The organism is Acinetobacter sp. UBA1496 (assembly GCF_002324975.1).
GTDB lineage: Bacteria > Pseudomonadota > Gammaproteobacteria > Pseudomonadales > Moraxellaceae > Acinetobacter > Acinetobacter variabilis.
Genome location: NZ_DCRI01000091.1, coordinates 8,672 through 28,268 on the forward strand (window position 1 = coordinate 8,672; position 19,597 = coordinate 28,268).

Consider the following 19,597-nt stretch of genomic DNA (forward strand, 5'->3'; position numbering starts at 1 on the left):
AGTTATTACTCGCGCTCCGTCAAGCGAGGCTAAATCTTAGCTTAGTTGGTATTTAAAAAGTAGCTTTAAATTGGAAGGGGATGCTGATTTTTGGCTATCTCATAGATTTTTAAGAAAAGATTGTTTTAAAGACAGATGGCATCCTTAAAGCAGTCTTTACCGTAGTTCTGTGAGGGTGGGGTGACTTGGGCATAATATAAAATCTGTTCAGTGCTGGAACGGTTACGATAATCCGCAGCTAAGGCACGCTGACGCTGTTCAGGATTCATGTCCAGAAACTCTAAAAATAATTGTGCCTGTGTCGATAACTTGGATTTCTGACCACGCGCCAGACCGATAATAGTTTCCAGATGGCTGGTTTCTACCGAATAACGGTCACGATAATCCTCAGAGATTGGCGATTGCTCGCTGCCTCTAAACAGGAAATAAGTATATTGTTTCAGCAGATATTCGGCATCGCGCTGATAGCTACTTTTCGGATAGGTTTGCAGATAATCTTCCCAGAACAGAGCGCGAGCGGCAATATTGGCGGCTTCAAGCTGCAAGCGTTTTTCGACCAAAACCGGTTCCATATTCTGCTCAGCCAGATTTTCAATAAATACCTTTTCGGCAGCCGGTAAATACGGTGCAAAGATACGCGCCAAGTATTCCGGGCTACGACGATATTGCAGCGTGCCATTGCCCTGATCCAGCAGTTCTACATAGGCCTGACCTTTATGCTTCAATAAATACTGGTCGCGTGTGGTCAACTGTTCAAAGTGGCTTTGCTGAATAGTAGGATGCTGAGCCATATCTAAAGCATACTGTTCGAAAGCACGTTGCTGGAATTCGGTACGTTCCACATGCAGAAAGCGTTGATACATTTCGGTGGAACGCTGCATCAGGTGTTTCTGCTCGGCCAGTTCCATGAGTGGCAGACACACTTTAAGATCCTGATTAATCTGTTCCAGTGCAAAAGTGGTGCGCTGTTCATCAATCTGGGACATGTTTTTTTCAATATTTTCACACATGAGGGTGAAATCGTTCGCGGGAGATTGAACGGTTTTAACCTCGGCCTGTTCCATTTCAACCTGCGGTTCTGAGGATTGCTCGCATCCGCCTACGAACAGCAAACTGCTGAAAACAAAAAAAACTTTGAATATCGAATGAATTCGCGTTAACACTATGCTTAAGGACTCTATATAGATGAAATCAGAAATAACTGCCTTACCGGGAGCTATATTGTATAGATCTAATTCAAGTTCTATGTGTAGTATTGTGAATGGCTTTGTTAAGCTAGGATGCGGGATGGGGAAAATAGGAGGAATATTGAATAAAATCGTGGATCTATAAGAGAAAAGTAATAAAAGTCATACGTAAAAAATCAAAAGAAATCTTTAGTATTGCTGGGTTTAAAGCGCCTTAATCTGATGATTTAAATGGCTGTAGGGGTGAAAACTATAAAATGAAATTAAAACTCATCGTCAGTGCCTGTTTATTGGGTGCCAGTCCGACACTGTTTGCGCTGGATCTGCTTGAAGCTTATCAGCGTGCCCAGCAGAATGATCCGAACTGGCAGGCGAATCTGTTGCAATACCAGTCGGATCAGCTCAATCTGGGCATTGCCAGCGGAAATTTATTGCCGACTGTGACTTTATCTGGAAATGTGACCCGTAAAAACCAGTCTGCTGATAATTCATCGATAGAAGGCTTGCCTGTTGAATTTGGGGAATTACAAGGTTCGAGTACGACCACACGTCAGATTGCAGTCACTGCACGTCAGCCACTATTTCGTTGGGATGCCTGGCAAGGTTATAAGCAGGTCAAAACCTCAGTAGAACTCAGCGAAGTTAATTTGCGTCTGCAAAAGCAGCAGCATATTTTGCAGGTGGCAGAAGCCTATTTTAATGTTTTACGTCAGCAGTCTTTAACTACGGCTTATCTGCAAGAAGAGCAGGCTTTATCAGAACAGTTAAGGATGATGAATGCCAAACTTCGAGAAGGGCTCGTGGCGAGAAGTGATGTCAGTGAAGCCAATGCCCAATATCAGAGTGCGCAAGCTAACCGGATTTCTACACAGGTGCAGTTGGTTCTAGCTCAGGAACAGTTGGCTCAGTTGATTGGACCTTATCAGGAAAATCTGGCGGTTCTGCGTGAGGATTTCCAGTTCCAGAAACCTGTTCCGAGTAATATCGGTTCCTGGACCGAACTGGCACAAAACCAGAATCTGGAAATTTTGCAGGCACGTTTGCAGAAACGCTATTCTGAAGATGCCAAACGGGTGGAGCAGGCGGCTCTCTATCCTCAGGTTGAAGCCGTTGGAACCTATGGCTATTTAAAGCAGACCCCTGAAACAGTGTTATCAACCAATGGGGATTTTGACCAGATTGGTGTCGAGATTAACTGGAATTTGTTTACCGGTGGCCGAACCCAAAAAAGTATTCGTCAGGCGGGCGTGAATGTACAGAGAAGTGAGGCCCAACTGGATGCTGCAATCCGCAAAGCCAACACCGATGTCAAACAGTCTTATCTGCAGGTAGAAACGGATGAGGCTAAACTGAATGCACGTAAAGCAGCGATGCAGTCTTCAGATATCGTTTCTCAAGCTTCCAGAGCTCAATATCAGGAAGGTTTAAAAACCATGGTGGATGTATTACTGGCGCAGCGCAATGCCTTCTCTGCCAAGACCGATTATCTGAATGCCAAATATGATTATTTGCTGCATGTACTGCAATTACAGGCTTCAGTAGGACAATTGACAGAAAAGGAATTGGCAGAGATGAATGCCTGGCTCATTGAATATGACCGTTCTTAAAGAAGGCTAACAAGTTGTCATCAAACTTTCATGATAGTCATGCTTTAATCACAGTTCATGATGTATTTTTGCCTTTTCCTGTTCAGGAGTAGATTTCCTTGAGTCCCAATAATCCTGTGCTCAGTCATCACATTTCTTCGCAATTCAATGAAGAATTGCAGGATGTAAATACCAAGTTCATGACCATGGGTGGCATGGTAGAACAGCAGGTAGCCAATGCCATTCATGCGCTGCTGGATACAGATGCTGCCATGGCGGTCGATGTGCAGTTTCAGGACAATACTGTGAACCGCTTGGAAAGTGAAATTGATGAGGCGCTCACCCTGATTTTGGCTCGCCGTCATCCAGCTGCCATTGATCTGCGTATGGTGCTTGCCATGTCCAAGGCCAATACCGATCTGGAACGGATTGGAGATGAAGCATCGAAAATTGCCCGTATTGCCCAGACTTTGTGTGAAGAGGGTGGTTCACCACGCGGTTATATGGAAACCCGACATATTGGTAATCAGGTTCGGGTGATGATTCATGATGCATTGGATGCCTTTGCTCGTCTGGATGTAGACCAAGCGCTACGCGTGATGCAGGCAGATGCTGACATTGACCGGGAATATCAGTCCGCTACCCGTACCTTAATGACTTATATGATTGAAGATCCACGGCATATTAGTCGGGTGATCAATGTGCTTTGGGTGCTACGCTCACTGGAACGCATTGGAGATCATGCACGTAATATTTCGGAACAGGTTATTTATATGGTCAAGGGCCTAGATGTACGCCATAGCAGTGTCGAAGAAATTGAGCAAAAATTTCAGCGTTAAGCAAACCTAAATAATGATAAAAAGCCTGCATTGTGCAGGCTTTTTTTATTTCAAAAAATGTTCTTGATATTGTGAAAGCTAGACAGGAGAGGCGTTCCCTAATATTACTATAAGAAACATCACATAAATAAAAATTACTAATAAGCTTTATAAATTTAATTAAAAGAAATGTGAACTATTTATCAAAAAACATACAAAAGTTGTATATAATTTAGCAAAATGCGGGTTGACTTATGAAAATGGAATTATTTTCAGAAAATGAAAAGATTTTTTCATGTGCTCATCAAACCAATAGATAAGAAAGAAAAACGAAGCTCTTTTGTTATCAGTCACATACTTCTTGTCTAAACCTAACCCTGCTTTCATTTACTCAGTGAAATTATATATTTAAGAGAAAATTCATGATCATTGATGAAAGTCAAAGAGAAGCTTCCCGAATTTACTTTTCTGTGCAGTTAAAGTTTGTGATCGCGTTAATGGGTGCGTATTTTTGAACCGTATTTTCCATCTAGATTGCTCAGGACTGGTTGCATGATTTGAGTACTTATGTTGGTTACTTTTGGGCTATTTTTCTGATTTATGGTATTGCCATTATTCCAGGATTTATGAACTCATTTGCGGCATTAAGCCTGATGATGGACAGACGCCCTAAACGCCAGCCATTAGCAGTTTATCCAGGGATTACCATGTTGGTGGTTGCTTACAATGAAGCCGCGTCAATTGAAGACACTTCGGTCAGTATTAATCAGCAAAAATATCCGGGAAAATTACAGGTTATTGTGATCAATGATGGTTCTCAGGATGAAACCGCAGAGATTGTCCGCAAAGCAGAATCAAGATTTCCCTAGCTGACTTTACTGGATTTAAAGCAAAATGCAGGGAAGGCGCATGCCTTAAATGAAGGCTTGAAACTTGCCGAACATGATCTGGTGATTACCGTCGATGCGGATTCCTATCTCCATCGTGTTGCCTTGATCAATATTGTTGAACGCTATGTGGCAGATCCTCCAAATACACGTGCGGTTGCGGGTAAAATTCTGGTACGTAACTCACGTACTAATTTGCTGACCAAAACTCAGGAATGGGATTATTTTCTGGGTATCTCGGCAACCAAACGCCTGCAATCTCTCTATCAGGGAACTCTGGTAGCGCAAGGTGCTTTCTCTATTTATGAACGTAATGCCCTGATTGAAGTCGGCGGCTGGCCTGAATGTGTAGGTGAAGATATTGTGCTGACCTGGGCCTTGTTAAATGCAGGTTATCGGATTGGTCATTGTGAGGATGCCTGCCTGTTTACCAATGCACCGATGACGCTTAAAGTGTTTGTTAAACAGCATCAGCGTTGGGCTCGTGGCATGATTGAAGCATTTATTAAGCATCCCAGTATTTTAATCAAGCCAAGACTCTCTACATTTTTTATTTACTGGAATCTGTTTTTCCCGTGGCTGGATATTGCCTTTACCTTTGGCTTTATTCCGGGAATCATTCTGGCATGTTTTGGACATTACTGGATTGTCGGAATCATGACTTTGGTGCTACTACCAATGGCATTCCTGTTGGGTTTCTTAAATTATTCGATTGAACGCAGAATGTTTAATGACCTGGAGCTGAAGGTCCGCAAAAACTTCAGTGGCTTTTTATTGTATGTATTGGCCTATAGCTTCCTGCTTCAACCTGCCAGTATTTTAGGCTATATGGATGAAGTGTTGAGAACACGAAAAACCTGGGGAACAAAATGAACACTATGAAAATCGGATATGTATGTGTTCCTCTGCTCATGAGTTTGAGTACTGCCAGCCTGCCCAACGGATTAGATGAAAATCAGACATCAAGTGAACGAGCGGCTGGAACAGAATTCTTTTTGAGTGACGATAGCGAAGGCTTCCAGATTCGTAAATTGTCAGCGGAATTCTTGCCTCAATATGAAGATGCCGATCATTATGTGGGTATCCTTGGCAGCGCTTATCAATATAGGGCAGATGACTGGAAACGTGATGGTCAGAAAGTCTCATTTATTGGGCGTGATATTGAGTCCGCTACAGCCAATGGCTAGACCTTAGAAGCAGGGTTATTTGAGCAAGGTGATCATACTTTATTGACCTTTGATGGCAGTTACCGTACCGCACTTGCAGAAAAGACAGCAGTAGAACTTTTTGTCAATCGTGACTGGGTTGAAACCCAGCCTGCACTTGATGCAGGAACGAATTTTACTTTTGTTGGTGCAGCACTGGATCAGGGTTTAGGTGAACATGTCACTCTCGTGGGGTTAGCGGGAACACAGTTTTTCTCGGATGATAACCGCCGTGATCATGGCCGCCTTAGACTGATTTATCAGCCTTCACTAGATCTAGGTCTAACGCTTCAGGCTCGTTATCGTATGTATCGCAGCAGTGAAGAAGATGTGGGTAGAGAGTACTTCAACCCAGAAGATTATCAAGAATCGATGCTCGCTCTTGGCTGGCGTCAGCGTTTTGCTGGCTGGTCTGCAGGCTTAACGGCAGGCTTTGGCCGAGAAAAAATCAATCAGGATCCGAGTCAGTCTGCCCGATTATTCGACTTAACTTACAAAGTCCTGTTCGTGGCTCGCAATTTCTGCGGATGAATGCCGGATATAATCGTAGTGCTTCGTTCTATGGTCCGAATTACGATTACCGCTATATTAAGGGTGAATGGATTATGCGGTTTTAGCACTGGATAATGAATCTTGATTTTAAGCGGTCTTTAAAGACCGCTTTTCTTTTTTAGAGAGAGTTGAATGAAGAGCTAACCTAACTATGCGTTTCTTCCTCTGCATCATCTTCAAAAGTCTTGGCAATTTTTTCAATATTCAGGCTCTTCGCCATCGCATCAAAAATTTCCTTATACACGCCGTCCTGATGATAAAGCGCATCATGTTCACCGTGTTCGGCAATACAACCTTCTTTCATTACATAAGTATAGTCCGCATCAACAATCTGAGACAGGCTATGCGAAATGATAATCACGGTACGGCCTTGCTTGATCTGATCCAGACTCTGTTTAATCTGTTCGGTCGCAATGGCATCTAGGCTTGCCGTCGGCTCGTCCAGAAAAATAATCGGCGGGTTTTTCAGGAACATCCGTGCGATGGCAATCCGCTGTTGCTGACCGCCAGACAGTTGCAAGGCATCGGAATCATAGCCATCCGGTAGCTGTAAAATCTGTTCATGAATCGAGGCTTTTTGAGCAGCAGCAATCACTTCATCCATACTGGCATTGGTTTTGCCATAACGGATATTGTCAAAAATCGTGCCCTGGAAAATATGGTTTTTCTGTAGTACCAATCCAATATGATCACGCAGATATTGAGTGTCATAATCTTTTAAATCAATCCCATCCAGCTTGATCTGACCTTCCTGTGGTTCATAAAATTTATCCAGTAGACTGATCAAGGTTGATTTTCCGGCTCCCGATAATCCTACCAGTGCGGTAATGGTATTGGGTCGAATCTCCATATTGATATCCTTTAAGGCATGATGCCCATTCGGATAATAAAAATTCACACCACTTAGCTCAAATCGGCCTTGGACAGGTGGTTTTTGCTGTCCGCTTTGCTCAATTTCAGCATCTGCTTCCAGAATATTAAAGAAGCTTTCTGAATAAATCATGGCATCATTCACTTCATCATAAATCCGGTGCAGCGAGCGAATCGGGGCAGAGACGTTATTAAAGAGCAGCACATGGTACATGATCATGCCGATACTCATCTGTCCATCCAGTACAAAATAGGAAGTCAGGATGATAATCAGGACTATGCCGATCTGTTCAATAAAGGTTTTTAGGCCATCAAATAGGAAGCTGGTCTGCCGGGTTTTCATCTGGTTATCGGTCAGCTCACGCTGCAAGCTCAGCTGCTTGTCTGATTCAATCGATTCCCGGTTAAAGGATTTGATGACTGTAATTGAATTGATGATGCTGAGAATCCCTTGGCTCTTTTTTTCCCGGCCATCTCTTAGACTACGGCGCCATCCACCAAGTTTTTGTGCCTGTTTATAGGTGAGCCAGAAGTAGATCGGTACAATCGCTGTGGCGACCAGTCCGACATAAAAATTGGCATAGTACATCAGTCCGAGTGCGACAATTGCACTGGTAAATAGAGGAAAAATATCAATAAAAAAGATCTGAACCAGTCGCGTGAGGGAGCCAATTCCGCGGTCGATCCGGGTCTGTAATTTTCCAGCCTGGTTATTGTCCTGATTAAAAAATGCCAGCCGGTATTTTAAAAACTTTTCAATAATGCCTTGAGCCAGATCTTGGGAAATAAAAATCCGCAGCTTTTCTCCATAAAACTTCTGCCCAAACTGGACCAGTGCATTCACCACTTCTTTACCGAGTAAGATGGCAGAGATAGTGATCAGGATATGCCAGCCTTCATCCAGTCCCTGTCCTTGTTCCAAAAGAGCATTAATGCTGTCTACTGCATATTGCAGGGTCAGTGCATTGACCTGAGCAGTAAAGGAACCAATCAGGGTCAGAATGAGGGTCGCAATCACCAAAAGCCGATAAGGGCTAACAAAGGGACGAAGTTTTAAAAACAGCTGCCATAAATTCATAAGCAATTATTTTTATTGTCAAAGTTGAATTTAGTCTAGGCAGGAATAGAGGTGCTCACAAGAGTAAATGTTGTATTTATTTGTGAAATTGGATTGTAATTTTTCTGGATAAGTCTCAATCTTTTCAGCAAGATACTGAAATTTTTAGACTGATTTTAAAATGACTTTGGACCTGTTTGCGCCAGAACCTCAAATGAATTTATTACCCTTTGATGGGGTGGTAGAGGATTATGGCCAGATTTTAAATGAGCAGCAGAGCCAGCAATATTTACAGCATTTTCTAGCTCATCTGGCCTGGCAAGCGGATGAAGTCACTTTATTTGGCAAGCACTACGTCACTGGGCGAAAAGTCGTCTGGTATGGCGATGAACACTATCAATATCATTATTCTGGAAGTTTCAAACAAGCTCATATTTGGACACCGGGGCTATTTCGGTTAAAGCAGCATATTGAAAAATTGGTGGGTCATTCCTTTAATTCCTGTCTGGCCAATTTATATGAAGATGGTTCGCAAGGTCTGGGCTGGCATAGTGATGATGAAGCGGCTTTATATCAGGGAACGTCACAGGAAAATGTGATTGCATCCCTCAGTTTGGGGGCAACCCGCAAGATGAGCTTTAAACACAAAACAGAGAATGAAACAGTAGATCTGCTTTTACAAAGTGGTCAATTGATTGTGATGCGAGGACAGACCCAACACTACTGGAAACATTGCATCCGGAAAACGACTCGGGTTTTAGAACCTAGAATTAACCTGACCTTTCGTTATTTTTTTCCTTAGTTAAATCTCTTCATAAAATAAAAAATATTAGTCCATTCGTATTTAAAGTTCTTTCTCTCTCAGAGAGAAATTAGGATAAGGGAGTTTCTTTGCTCATTATTGAATGATTAAAAAATGATTGATGAAGGCACTCTATTGTTTTTAGATTAAAAGTATCCCGATGAACTAAAAAAGAGATTCTTTAATTCAAAAAAATAGCATCTCGAAAGATGCTATGGCTGATATTCAAAAAGAAATTTAAGGTTGTAGTCCAACCGGATGCCGATACCAGCTTTCAATCAAGAGGGCAGCAGCAATACTGTCCGCTGACAATTTTTTGCCGCGACCTTGAGCCTGATAATGATCCAGTTCATCCCGTGCTTCACGAGTGGTCAGGCGTTCATCCACCATCAAGGTTTCAATATTGGTCTGATGACGTAAACGGCGGGCAAATTTACGTGCCCGTGTCGACAGTTCAGATTCACTATCATCCATATTCAGTGGCAGACCAACTAAAAATAAGCCTGGCTGATGGCTTTTTACGATTTTCAGTAACTCATCCCAGTTCGGGATCCCATCTTTCATGGGAAATAAAGGGAGGGGATTGGCACTTTCAATCAGGGATTGGCCGACTGCCATTCCCATTTTCTGTGTACCAAAATCAAACGCCATAATAGTGTTTGGCGCGTTTACATCAGGCATGTCCAATCTCGGAAGATAACCAGGTTCGGTCTACGCCCATTTTTTTATAGGCAGCATCCCAGCGGTCGTTATAAGGTAAGTTAAAAATCAGGTCCATATCGGATTCACAGATTAGCCAGTCACCCCGGGCAATCTCTTCTTCAAGCTGATGTTTGCCCCAGCTGGCATAACCCAATGCGATCTGATAGCGGCCTACACCTTCATTATGCGCAATCGCATCCAGAATATCTTTAGATGTGGTAATACAAACATTTTCACCCACAGCAATAGAGGAATGCCAGGTCGGCTGACCGGTATGCAGGACAAAACCAGCCTCTGGTCGCAAAGGTCCACCTTGCAACACTTCATGGGGATTGACATTATCTGCCTCAATATCCAGATCATTCAGCAATTCTTTAATTTGAATGCCAGCAGGGCGGTTAATAATAATCCCTTGAGCGCCATCTTCATCATGACGGGCCAGATAAATGACCGTGTGGGCAAAAAAATCGTCACTTGCATGGGGTGGCGCAATCAGACAACGATGAGTCAGATATTGTTTAGTCACCTGAGCGGCTCTCCAAAATTCTATATCGTTTGTGATCGTGGTAGATGATTTATCAGGGCAAAAGACTGGATTTTCAATTCTGCAAATTGTCTATTCCTTTATTTACTTATCCCACAAAAATGCACCACTGACAACTTAGCTTTGTAGATGCTGAGTATAAAAAAACTACAAATAGGTATTTTTTTATTTTTTTAATAGACTTCTTGCATTAGTCAAAATTTAAACAGCCCAAAGCTACATTTTATAAGGTTTTAGCCAATTCAAAAATTAGGTAAAACGATACTTTCGCAAGAGGTCTATTTTTAATTGTTTAATAATCAAACTAAATAATTAAATAGAAGAAAATATTAAATTTTATATTTAAAGCGGAGGGCTTTATTTTTTATTAATTTTTTTATAAGTTGTTTTAAACTAAAAGCTGTTCATAAAAAATCCCTGCACTAGTCAGGGAGTTTTTATTAAGCATGATTTATGCTTGCTGAAACTTTAACTGTCTTAACTGACGTGCATGCTGCAAGGTGGTTTCATTAATTTCCACGCCACCCGTCATACGTGCAAGTTCCTGTACAATTTCACTTTCTTCCAGATTAATAATGGTACTGCTGGCTGGATCAGTCTGGCGTTTTTTCACCAGTAAATGCTGGTCGGACTGTGCAGCCACCTGCGCCTGATGGGTGATACATAGAATTTGTACATGCTGTGCCAGATCAGCCAATAAGCGACCCACGATTTCCGCAGTTCCGCCACTGATCCCGACATCGATTTCATCAAAGACCAGCACTTCAGCTTCGGTTTTTTCTGCATTCATCACCTGCATCACCAAGGCGATACGGGATAATTCACCACCTGATGCCACCCGTGCCAGAGGTTGGGCTGGAATGCCCTTGTTGGCAGTAAACAGAAGCTGGATAAAACTCAAACCCTCACTTGATGGATGTTCCAAAGGCTCAAATTTAAATTCAAAATGTGCTTCAGGTAGGGCAAGCTGTTTCACCTGTTCGGTCAGTTTCTTCGCCAGCGGTTCGGCCGCAGCACGGCGAATCTGATCCAGATGTTGAGCTTTGCTTAGAAACTCCTGATAAGAGACCTCGACCTGTTCAGCCAGAGTTTCCGGGTCTTCCAGCTGATGCAGTTGCTCAAGCTCAGCCTGCCAGGCCTCATATTCTTCTTTCAGAAATTCTGGCTGGGTGCGGTATTTGCGTGCTAAACGGTGAAACACCTCCAGTTTGGAATTCAGTTCTTCCATACGTTCCGGATCAAAGCTTTGCCGATCCATAAACTGGCGTAAGGTCGCCGTCGCATCTTCAAGTTCACTTTGGGCATTGAGCAATGAAGTGTAAATCTGGGAAAGCTGCTCGCTACGACCGGCATGCGATTCCATACGGCGTAAAATTGAAGCCAGTTCCTGCGAAATATTCTGTTCACCTTCATCCAGGCCATTCAGGCTATAGACACAGTCCTGCATAATCGCTTCATGATGTGAAAGACGGTCAAATTCCTGCTCAATTTCCTGATAATCTGTCTGGATGACTTCTTCCAGTTCTTCCAGTTGCAGCTCCAGAGTTTCCATGCGTTGCTTACGGGTCGCTTGTGCATCTAGCGCGGCCTGATGCTGGCGAATATTTTTATGCCAGGTGTTATAAGCGTCACGTACTTCCTGAGCTGGTGCATAAAAATTGCTATAGCGATCTAGCCAGTGTTTGGGATAAGGCGGTTCTAGAAGTTGCTGCTGACTATGCTGGCTGTACAGCTGAACCAGTAAGCGACCAATTTCTTTAAGTTCTGACAGGCTGCTTGGGCGGCCATTGATCCAGGCCTTACTACGTCCAGTGGCAAAGATCACCCGGCGTAAATGAATTTCCCCTGACTCATCATCGAGTTCATGCTCTTTTAACCAGCCTGCTTCAGGGCTGTCTTCCTGATAGCTAAAGGTCGCGGTTACATCCGCTTTTTCGGTGCCATAACGCACATAATTGGTATCGGTTCGTTCACCCAGGCAAGCAGATAGAGCATCCAGTAACAGGGATTTACCTGCACCGGTTTCACCAGTAAGAACGTTAAAACCTTTATCAATATCAATAGCAAGATGCTCGGCCAAAGCAAAATTGATCAGAGTTAAATGTGTCAGCATAAACGCATCCGGGCTGCGAAAAGTTTGAATGAAATAGCATGTCAGTTGCTTTAGTCTAGCAACGCGGCTGTTATTATAAATCAGGATAAATCGATTTCATTCTATCTTAAATTTCATGGATTAATACACGCCTATTTGAATGTTGTGTCACAGGAACCAAGATTAGGCCACTGAAGTTACAAAAGATATTTTCATTTTTCTGACATGCTTGAAGGTTAAATTAAATCAGATCGGAATATATTTTGCTTATAAATGGCGGGAAAAATCACGGCATTTTCCAAGATCTGCTGAAATCACTTAAACAGCCTGGAATAAAGACAAGCAGGGGTACCCCATAATTTCATTCAAGTCCGATAAACTTCGATTGATTAGTTGCGGGTGCACATTTAAACTACAGCAATTAAAATATTACAAAATGCTTTATCTGGAGAAATGGCATGTCAGCTCAGTTTGATCATGTATCAGTACTTAAAAAATCGAATGTGTATTTTGGCGGGTTATGCATCAGCCATGTGGTGCAATTTGAAGATGGCACTAAAAAAACCTTAGGGGTAATTTTACCTTCAGAAAATGCATTAACTTTTGAAACACATGTCCCTGAGCGTATGGAAATCATTTCAGGTGAGTGCCGTGTGCAAATCGCTGACAGCGAAGAGAAAGAACTGTTCCGTGCTGGTCAGTCGTTCTATGTGCCAGGCAATAGCCGTTTCAAAATCGAAACTGATGACGTGCTGGACTATGTTTGCCATTTTGAAGGCTAAACAGACCTACAGATGAGCTGTAACCGATCAAGAAATTTTGTTCTGAATCGGTTAAACTAAGCTTGATACAGAATCCTGTGAAGTTGGCTTTGCAGGATTTTTCTTTTGCTGCCTATTTCCCAATTTATTTTCGAGGTCGTTCATGGCTAAACCTGAGTATTATTATGGCGTCCATTCAGTAGAATCACTGCTGGAGCTTGAGCCTGAACGTGTCTTGACTCTTTTTACCCTGAAAGGTCGTGATGATCAGCGCCTGAAACGTGTGCTGGAATTGGCTGAGCCTTTCGGCATCAGTGTCCAGCAGGCTAGTCGTGACAAGTTAGAAAAACTGGCAGGTTTGCCTTTTCACCAAGGCGTTGTGGCGGCAGTTCGTCCGCATCCAACCTTAAATGAAAAGGATCTGGAAGATCTATTGAAGCAAGATTCTCAAGTACTTCTATTAGCACTCGATCAGGTAACTGATCCACATAACCTGGGTGCTTGTATTCGTACTGCCGCAGCGATGGGTGTAGCGGCTGTGATTGTACCGCGTGACCGTTCAGCAAGCCTGACGCCAACTGCACGTAAAGTAGCAGCGGGTGGTGCAGAAAAAGTGAAGTTTATTCAGGTGACCAATCTGGCGCGCACTTTGGGTCAAATCAAAGATGAATTTAATGTACGTGTGGTTGGTACGATGCTGGATGAAAAAGCTTTACCTATCCAGAAATTTGATTTTACCGGAACAGGTGTATGCGTGGTGATGGGTGCGGAAGATACTGGTTTACGTCCAATTACCCAAAGCCAATGTGATCAGACGGTTTATATTCCGATGGCAGGCAATCTACAAAGTCTGAATGTGAGTGTGGCAACAGGGATGGCTCTTTATGAGGCCTGTCGTCAGCGTCAAGCTTAAGTCCTTTTTATTGTTTACTTAAATACTGTTAAAGAAGAAGTCTATGTCTCCCCGAACGCAAGGTTATGCCTTTGTCTTAATTACCATGTGTATTTGGGGAGGTTTTACCTTAAGCACGCGCTTAAGTGCCCAGTGGGGGATTGGTGCCTGGGATCTGGTTGGATTACGTTTTCTATTGGCTTTTCTGATTCTGATGCCGGTCCTGATTTATAAAAAGGACACAGCCTTTTTATGGAGTAAGGAATCCTTTCTCTTAGCCATGATCGGTGGAGTGGGGTATTGCCTGACAGCCTATACCGCTTTCCATTATGCACCTGCAGCTCATGCTGCCGTATTTCTCAATGGCTGTATTCCGCTTAGTACCGCAGTGGCTGCTTTTGTATTATTTAAACAGGGGTTTGACCGACATACCTGGATTAGTATGGCGATTATGCTGCTTGCGATTGGCAGTATGAGCTGGCTGATGTTCCGGGAGTCTGGTGTTGCCTTGGGATTAGGCGATCTGCTGTTTTTCATCAGTGCGATGTGGTGGGGGGTGTTCACTGTACTGCTACGTCAATGGAAGCTATCTGCCTGGCATTCTATGGCTAGTGTGGCGATCTGGTCAGCCATCGTTTATGTGCCAATTTATCTGCTATTCTTCCCCAAACATCTGGATGCGGCTGAACCTTGGCAAATGGCTTCCCAAGTTCTCTTTCACGGTATTTTTGTGGTGATTGTAGCGACACTAACTTATGTGGAAGCGATTAAGCGTTTAGGTGCATTTAAAGCGGGCAGTATCGTGACCCTCGCACCATTTATTGCTGCCATACTGGCTGTACCGTTATTAAATGAACCTCTAAGTCTCGCGATTGTCTCTGGTTTGGTAGGTATGGCAATTGGTGCCATACAGCCTTGGCGCTGGTTTATGCATCGAGATAGCCTGAGTCAAAAACTGGAACAACAAAAAAAGCAGTCCTAAAAGGGCTGCTTTTTATTTGGAGACTGACTGAGTTCGGGTTAATGATTTTGAGTAGCCATCTGAAGATATTTTTCATGCAATGGTGTGAGATGGGCATAGAGATGTTCCAGCTCACCATCATTCAGCACAATGTCATCAGCCATGGCACACTTTTGTTCACGCGGCATTTGTGCGGCAATGATCTTCTGAATTTGCTCTACATTTTGTCCATCGCGCTGCGAAGCCCGTTGAATTTGCAGTTCAATAGCAGCATCAATTAATAATGTATGTTGTGTCAGTTCATGCTGATTGGTTTCAAACAATAAAGGAGAAACTAAAATCGCATAAGGACTTTGCGCTGCATGCAACTGTTGAATAATTGAAGTGCGAATAGCAGGGTGGGTGATATTTTCCAGCGTTTTTCGTGCTTCTGGGGACTGGAAAATATGTTCACGTAAAGCACGGCGATTCAATGAGCCATTCTCAAGTAAAACCCAATCACCAAAAGCTTGCTGAATCTGCTGTAGGGCTGGTTGACCAATATCAACGACTTCACGGGCAACAATATCTGCATCTACGATAGCAATCCCTTGAGATTCAAACCATTGGCTGGCAGCAGACTTGCCACTGCCAATTCCACCAGTTAAACCGAGTACAAATTTCATTTTACTGACCTAAATAGATTTTCATGATCTGCTCACCCCATAAAAAGGCAATCCAGCCGGCAATGGCAATATAAGGACCAAAGGCAAAGGGCTGGTTTTCTTTACGGACTTTAAGCAGGATAATCCCAATAATCGCACCCACTAATGATGACAATAATACAATGAGTGGTAGGAGCATAGGCCCCATCCAGGCACCTAGGGCTGCTAACAGTTTGAAATCTCCATAGCCCATACCTTCCTTGCCGGTCACCAGCTTAAATAGATAATACACTACCCATAAGCACAAGAAGCCAATGATATAGCCCCAGATGGCAGAACTAGGGGTAGTATAAATCACATAACTATTAATACCCAGGCCAAGTGCAGCCAGCGGCAGGGTATAGCGATCGGGTAATAATTGGGTGTCGAAATCAATAAAGGTGAGGGCAATTAAGACATAGGTAAAAACCAAACCAAACAGCATCTTTATTGTAGGCCCGAATGTTGCTACCACTATTAATGCACAAACAGCTGTGAGAAGTTCGATAAATGGATAGCGAATACTGATTGGATTCTGACAGTTGCCACATTTACCGCGTAATAAGATCCAGCTAATCACTGGAATATTTTGATACCAGCGAATAGGAGTCTGACATTTCGGGCAGGTTGAAGCTGGCTTGCTTAAAGTAATTTTGCTTTCATCAATAATGGGCTGATCTGGATGCAAAAACAGCTGGCAATCTGTACGCCATTCCTGTTCCATCATTTTAGGGGTGCGGTAAATGACAACGTTTAAAAAGCTACCAATACAGAGACTAAAAAGCCCAACTGCGAGATAAAGCGCAGTTGAGTTTTGACTGAAATATAAAATAAAATCTTGCATTAAACCACGGAACCCATTTGGAAAATTGGAAGGTACATTGCGATAACAAGGCCACCAACAAGGACACCAAGAATGGCCATAATCAAGGGCTCCATCATGGAAGTTAAACCGTCGACCGCATTGTCGACTTCATTTTCATAATGGGTTGCGACTTTATCCAGCATAGCATCTAGTGCGCCGGATTCTTCACCAATCGCAACCATTTGTACGGCCATAGAAGGGAATTTATCGGTGACACGCATGGCAAATTGAAGCTGTTGACCGGTTGCAACATCTTCCTTAATTTTTAATACCGCCTCCTCATAGACCACGTTATTGGTTGCACCAGCAGTCGATTCAAGCGCATCAATTAATGGCACACCGGCAGCAAAAGTGGTGGCGAGAGTGCGACTATAACGGGCAATGATCGCTTTATAGACCAGATCACCAAAGATGGGTGCTTTGAGCGCGGCCTTATCCAGTAAATCACGGAATTTTTTGCTACGCTTTTTCGCTTCAAGGAAAGCAGTAATCACTACGCCAATTCCAATAATCAAAAGAAACCAATATTTTTGCATCCATTCGGACATATTGACTACCATTTTAGTAAATGCAGGTAAGTCCGCACCGAATGAAGAGAATAAGTCCTGGAATACAGGGACTACTTTCACCATCAGGATAATTGTGACGATCACAGCTACTACAATAACTGTAGCTGGATATTTCATGGCTTTTTTAATTTTTTGCTTTAACAGTTCACTTTTTTCTTTATAAATTGCGACACGATCCAGCATGGTTTCCAGAGCACCCGATTGTTCGCCAGATTCGACCAAAGAGCAGAATAGATTATCGAAATATTGCGGGTACTTACGTAGAGCACCAGCGAAAGTATTCCCGCCTTCGACTTCGCCTTTAATTCCAAGCACAACCTCACGCATAGATGGATTTTCTAAACCTTCTGCAACAATTTCAAAGCCTTGTACTAAAGGCACCCCCGCTTTCATCATGGTGGCGAGCTGACGGGTGAAGATAGTGATATCCAGTGTAGAAACTTTTTTCTTCATCAAACCTTCGAGAATATTTTTTTTCTTTTCTCGAATGGTTTTGATCGTAATGCCTTGTTTGCGCAAGTTCACTTTTGCTAAGGCCATATTTCGTGCCGGCAATTCCCCCTTGATCTTGGCGCCTTTGCGGTCAACTCCTTCATAACTGAAGATCGGTGTCATCTGGCCTTTTTTTACTGCTGCCATAGCTTTATCCTTATTTTATATTCAGCACGATCATTCGCTGGTTACACGATTGACTTCCTGTAAAGAAGTCACCCCCTGCATAACCTTCACTAACCCTGATCGGCGTAAATTGTTAAATCCTGCACGCGCGGAAGCTTCAGCAATTTCAATGGCATTGCCATCTTCCATAATAATTCTTGAAATTTCAGGTGTGACTTTCATGACTTCGTAAATACCGACCCGGCCCTTATACCCTTCACGGCATTCATTACAGCCGACTGGCTCATAAATCTGAAATTCAGGGCTTTGTAAATCTGATTCGGTAAAGCCCATTTCCAGCAAACTTTGCTGAGGAATATCAGCCGGTTTTTTACATTGCGAACACAAGCGACGGGCCAGACGCTGCGCAATCACTAGATTGACCGAGGTCGCGATATTGAAAGAAGGGACGCCCATATTACGTAAACGGGTCAGAGTTTCTGGAGCACTGTTGGTGTGCAGGGTTGACATCACCATATGACCTGTTTGTGCTGCCTTGATTGCAATTTCAGCTGTTTCCAGATCACGGATCTCACCGACCATAACAATATCAGGATCCTGGCGCAAGAAGGATTTTAATGCCGCTGCGAAAGTCAGGCCAACTTTATTATTCACGTTAACCTGATTAATCCCTTGAAGATTAATCTCGACTGGGTCTTCCGCAGTAGAAATATTGGTATCTTCACGGTTTAAAATGTTTAAGCCCGTATAAAGCGATACGGTTTTACCGGAACCAGTAGGACCAGTAATCAGTAACATCCCTTGCGGTTTATCTAAGGCTTCCATGAATAACTCTTTCTGCTCAGGTTCATAACCTAAAGCATCAATTCCCAGCATGGCACTAGACGGATCTAGAATACGTAGAACCAGTTTTTCACCAAACAGGGTAGGGAGTGAGTTAACACGGAAGTCGATAGCTTTGTTTTTTGAAAGCTTTAATTTAATACGGCCGTCTTGAGGCACGCGTTTCTCAGAAATGTCCATTTGCGACATAACTTTTAAACGTGACGCCAAACGGTTTGCTAGTTGTAGCGGCGGTGTTGCAATCTGACGTAAAACCCCATCGACACGATAGCGTACCCGATACATTTTTTCATAAGGTTCAAAATGTAGATCCGATGCGCCCATACGAATGGCATCAATCAGTAATTTATTAATATATTTAACAATCGGGGCTTCTTCACCCTTGTCTTTTTCGTCTTCTTCTTTATTTGGATCGGCTGTGTCGACATCAACGTCTAGATCGAAATCATCATCGAAATCAAAAGTACTTTCTTCAGTAAAGTTTTGCTCGATCAGTTTCTCGAGTTTATTGTGTTCAACAATAACGGTTTCAATATTTAGTTTGGTGGCAAAACGAATTGCATCCGTTGCTTCAATATTGGTTGGATTGCTCGTGGCAACATAAAGAACATTGGAATTCTTATAAATTGGCAAAATTCGATGTTTAGTAATTAGCTTTTCATCGATATCTTCACGTAGGATTTGTCCTGGATCATAAGCGCTAATATCAAATAGAGGCTCACCAAATTCTACTGAGATCGTTTCAGCAATGGTGGTAGGGGAAAGATTATGATGACTGACCAAATAGGCCACGATATCCGTTTTTTCTTGTTTGGCATTGGCTAAAGCAGTACGCATATCTTCAGCCGATAATACCCCTTCATCGACCAGGCGACGAATAAACCCCGTAAATCTTGGTGACCCCTGCAATGCTGTCATGCTTCAATATGCCTATCAATTCAATTTTTTTAATTTACTATTCTAAAATTATACGTTTGTTATACAAAAATACCATAGCTGAGAATGCTGCAATCTTCCTGATATTCAGTAAAAGCTTGAACTGGTCGGAAGAACCGGGCATTTTTTTCAGTGATAACAAAAAATATCCATTTTGAATAGTCTAA

At 42.9% G+C, this 19,597-nt stretch carries 17 protein-coding genes and 1 pseudogene; 9 read left to right on the forward strand and 9 right to left on the reverse strand.

What is annotated here, in order from left to right; translation table 11 throughout:
* Positions 1–125 precede the first annotated feature (125 nt).
* Entirely contained in the window at positions 126–1,163 is a 1,038-nt protein-coding gene (locus B3143_RS09830) for a hypothetical protein (RefSeq protein WP_312074688.1), read from the reverse strand.
* A gap of 281 nt (positions 1,164–1,444) precedes the next feature.
* Here B3143_RS09830 and B3143_RS09835 point away from each other — a divergent pair, with 281 nt between their 5' ends.
* From B3143_RS09835 to B3143_RS09855, 5 genes and pseudogenes are all read left to right on the forward strand, one after another.
* Positions 1,445–2,794, forward strand: a complete 1,350-nt coding sequence (locus B3143_RS09835) for a TolC family outer membrane protein (RefSeq protein ID WP_034169765.1) — start codon at positions 1,445–1,447, stop codon at positions 2,792–2,794.
* Between the two features lie 98 nt (positions 2,795–2,892).
* Complete coding sequence (gene phoU, locus B3143_RS09840; RefSeq protein WP_004787240.1) at positions 2,893–3,612, forward strand: phosphate signaling complex protein PhoU; 720 nt, start codon at positions 2,893–2,895, stop codon at positions 3,610–3,612.
* A 686-nt stretch (positions 3,613–4,298) separates the two neighbouring features.
* Positions 4,299–5,351 (forward strand): annotated as a pseudogene (locus B3143_RS09845) (glycosyltransferase family 2 protein).
* On the forward strand, positions 5,348–5,665 hold the full coding sequence (locus B3143_RS09850; protein WP_286740287.1) for a hypothetical protein: 318 nt from the start codon (positions 5,348–5,350) through the stop codon (positions 5,663–5,665). The pseudogene B3143_RS09845 and the gene B3143_RS09850 overlap by 4 nt, the downstream one beginning before the upstream one ends.
* A gap of 42 nt (positions 5,666–5,707) precedes the next feature.
* Entirely contained in the window at positions 5,708–6,214 is a 507-nt protein-coding gene (locus tag B3143_RS09855) for a hypothetical protein (protein WP_286740289.1), read from the forward strand.
* A 166-nt stretch (positions 6,215–6,380) separates the two neighbouring features.
* On the opposite strand, the gene B3143_RS09860 is transcribed toward B3143_RS09855, so the two are convergent.
* Positions 6,381–8,183 (reverse strand): ABC transporter ATP-binding protein, encoded by a 1,803-nt coding sequence (locus tag B3143_RS09860; protein WP_286740291.1) that lies wholly within the window; start codon positions 8,181–8,183, stop codon positions 6,381–6,383.
* 160 nt (positions 8,184–8,343) lie between these two features.
* On the opposite strand from B3143_RS09860, the gene B3143_RS09865 reads away from it, so the two are divergent.
* Positions 8,344–8,964 (forward strand): alpha-ketoglutarate-dependent dioxygenase AlkB family protein, encoded by a 621-nt coding sequence (locus B3143_RS09865; protein WP_286740292.1) that lies wholly within the window; start codon positions 8,344–8,346, stop codon positions 8,962–8,964.
* 237 nt (positions 8,965–9,201) lie between these two features.
* On the opposite strand, the gene ruvX is transcribed toward B3143_RS09865, so the two are convergent.
* From ruvX to recN, 3 genes are all read right to left on the reverse strand, one after another.
* On the reverse strand, positions 9,202–9,645 hold the full coding sequence (ruvX, locus tag B3143_RS09870) for a Holliday junction resolvase RuvX (protein ID WP_034169762.1): 444 nt from the start codon (positions 9,643–9,645) through the stop codon (positions 9,202–9,204).
* Positions 9,638–10,192 (reverse strand): YqgE/AlgH family protein, encoded by a 555-nt coding sequence (locus B3143_RS09875; RefSeq protein ID WP_004787233.1) that lies wholly within the window; start codon positions 10,190–10,192, stop codon positions 9,638–9,640. The genes ruvX and B3143_RS09875 overlap by 8 nt, the downstream gene beginning before the upstream one ends.
* Positions 10,193–10,661: 469 nt before the next feature.
* Positions 10,662–12,323, reverse strand: a complete 1,662-nt coding sequence (recN, locus tag B3143_RS09880; protein WP_286740293.1) for a DNA repair protein RecN — start codon at positions 12,321–12,323, stop codon at positions 10,662–10,664.
* Positions 12,324–12,760: 437 nt separating this feature from the next.
* On the opposite strand from recN, the gene B3143_RS09885 reads away from it, so the two are divergent.
* The 3 genes from B3143_RS09885 to B3143_RS09895 all read left to right on the forward strand — a co-directional run bounded on the left by B3143_RS09885 (position 12,761) and on the right by B3143_RS09895 (position 14,937).
* Positions 12,761–13,084 carry a pyrimidine/purine nucleoside phosphorylase gene (locus B3143_RS09885; protein ID WP_004787221.1) on the forward strand — a complete coding sequence of 108 codons (324 nt, stop codon included), beginning with the start codon at positions 12,761–12,763 and terminating at the stop codon, positions 13,082–13,084.
* 142 nt (positions 13,085–13,226) lie between these two features.
* Positions 13,227–13,976, forward strand: a complete 750-nt coding sequence (rlmB, locus tag B3143_RS09890; RefSeq protein WP_005233526.1) for a 23S rRNA (guanosine(2251)-2'-O)-methyltransferase RlmB — start codon at positions 13,227–13,229, stop codon at positions 13,974–13,976.
* Positions 13,977–14,019: 43 nt separating this feature from the next.
* Positions 14,020–14,937, forward strand: coding sequence for a DMT family transporter (locus B3143_RS09895; RefSeq protein ID WP_286740294.1), 918 nt, complete (start codon positions 14,020–14,022; stop codon positions 14,935–14,937).
* Positions 14,938–14,975: 38 nt separating this feature from the next.
* Here the strand turns inward: B3143_RS09895 and coaE are convergent, their stop codons facing one another.
* Genes coaE through pilB form a run of 4 tightly spaced genes read right to left on the reverse strand, consistent with a single transcriptional unit; the run spans position 14,976 to position 19,412 of the window.
* Entirely contained in the window at positions 14,976–15,581 is a 606-nt protein-coding gene (gene coaE / locus B3143_RS09900) for a dephospho-CoA kinase (protein ID WP_286740296.1), read from the reverse strand.
* A 1-nt stretch (position 15,582) separates the two neighbouring features.
* Complete coding sequence (locus B3143_RS09905) at positions 15,583–16,443, reverse strand: prepilin peptidase (protein ID WP_286740299.1); 861 nt, start codon at positions 16,441–16,443, stop codon at positions 15,583–15,585.
* Entirely contained in the window at positions 16,443–17,672 is a 1,230-nt protein-coding gene (locus B3143_RS09910; RefSeq protein ID WP_004787210.1) for a type II secretion system F family protein, read from the reverse strand. The genes B3143_RS09905 and B3143_RS09910 overlap by 1 nt, the downstream gene beginning before the upstream one ends.
* Before the next feature lie 30 nt (positions 17,673–17,702).
* On the reverse strand, positions 17,703–19,412 hold the full coding sequence (gene pilB, locus B3143_RS09915; RefSeq protein WP_286740302.1) for a type IV-A pilus assembly ATPase PilB: 1,710 nt from the start codon (positions 19,410–19,412) through the stop codon (positions 17,703–17,705).
* Positions 19,413–19,597 lie beyond the last annotated feature (185 nt).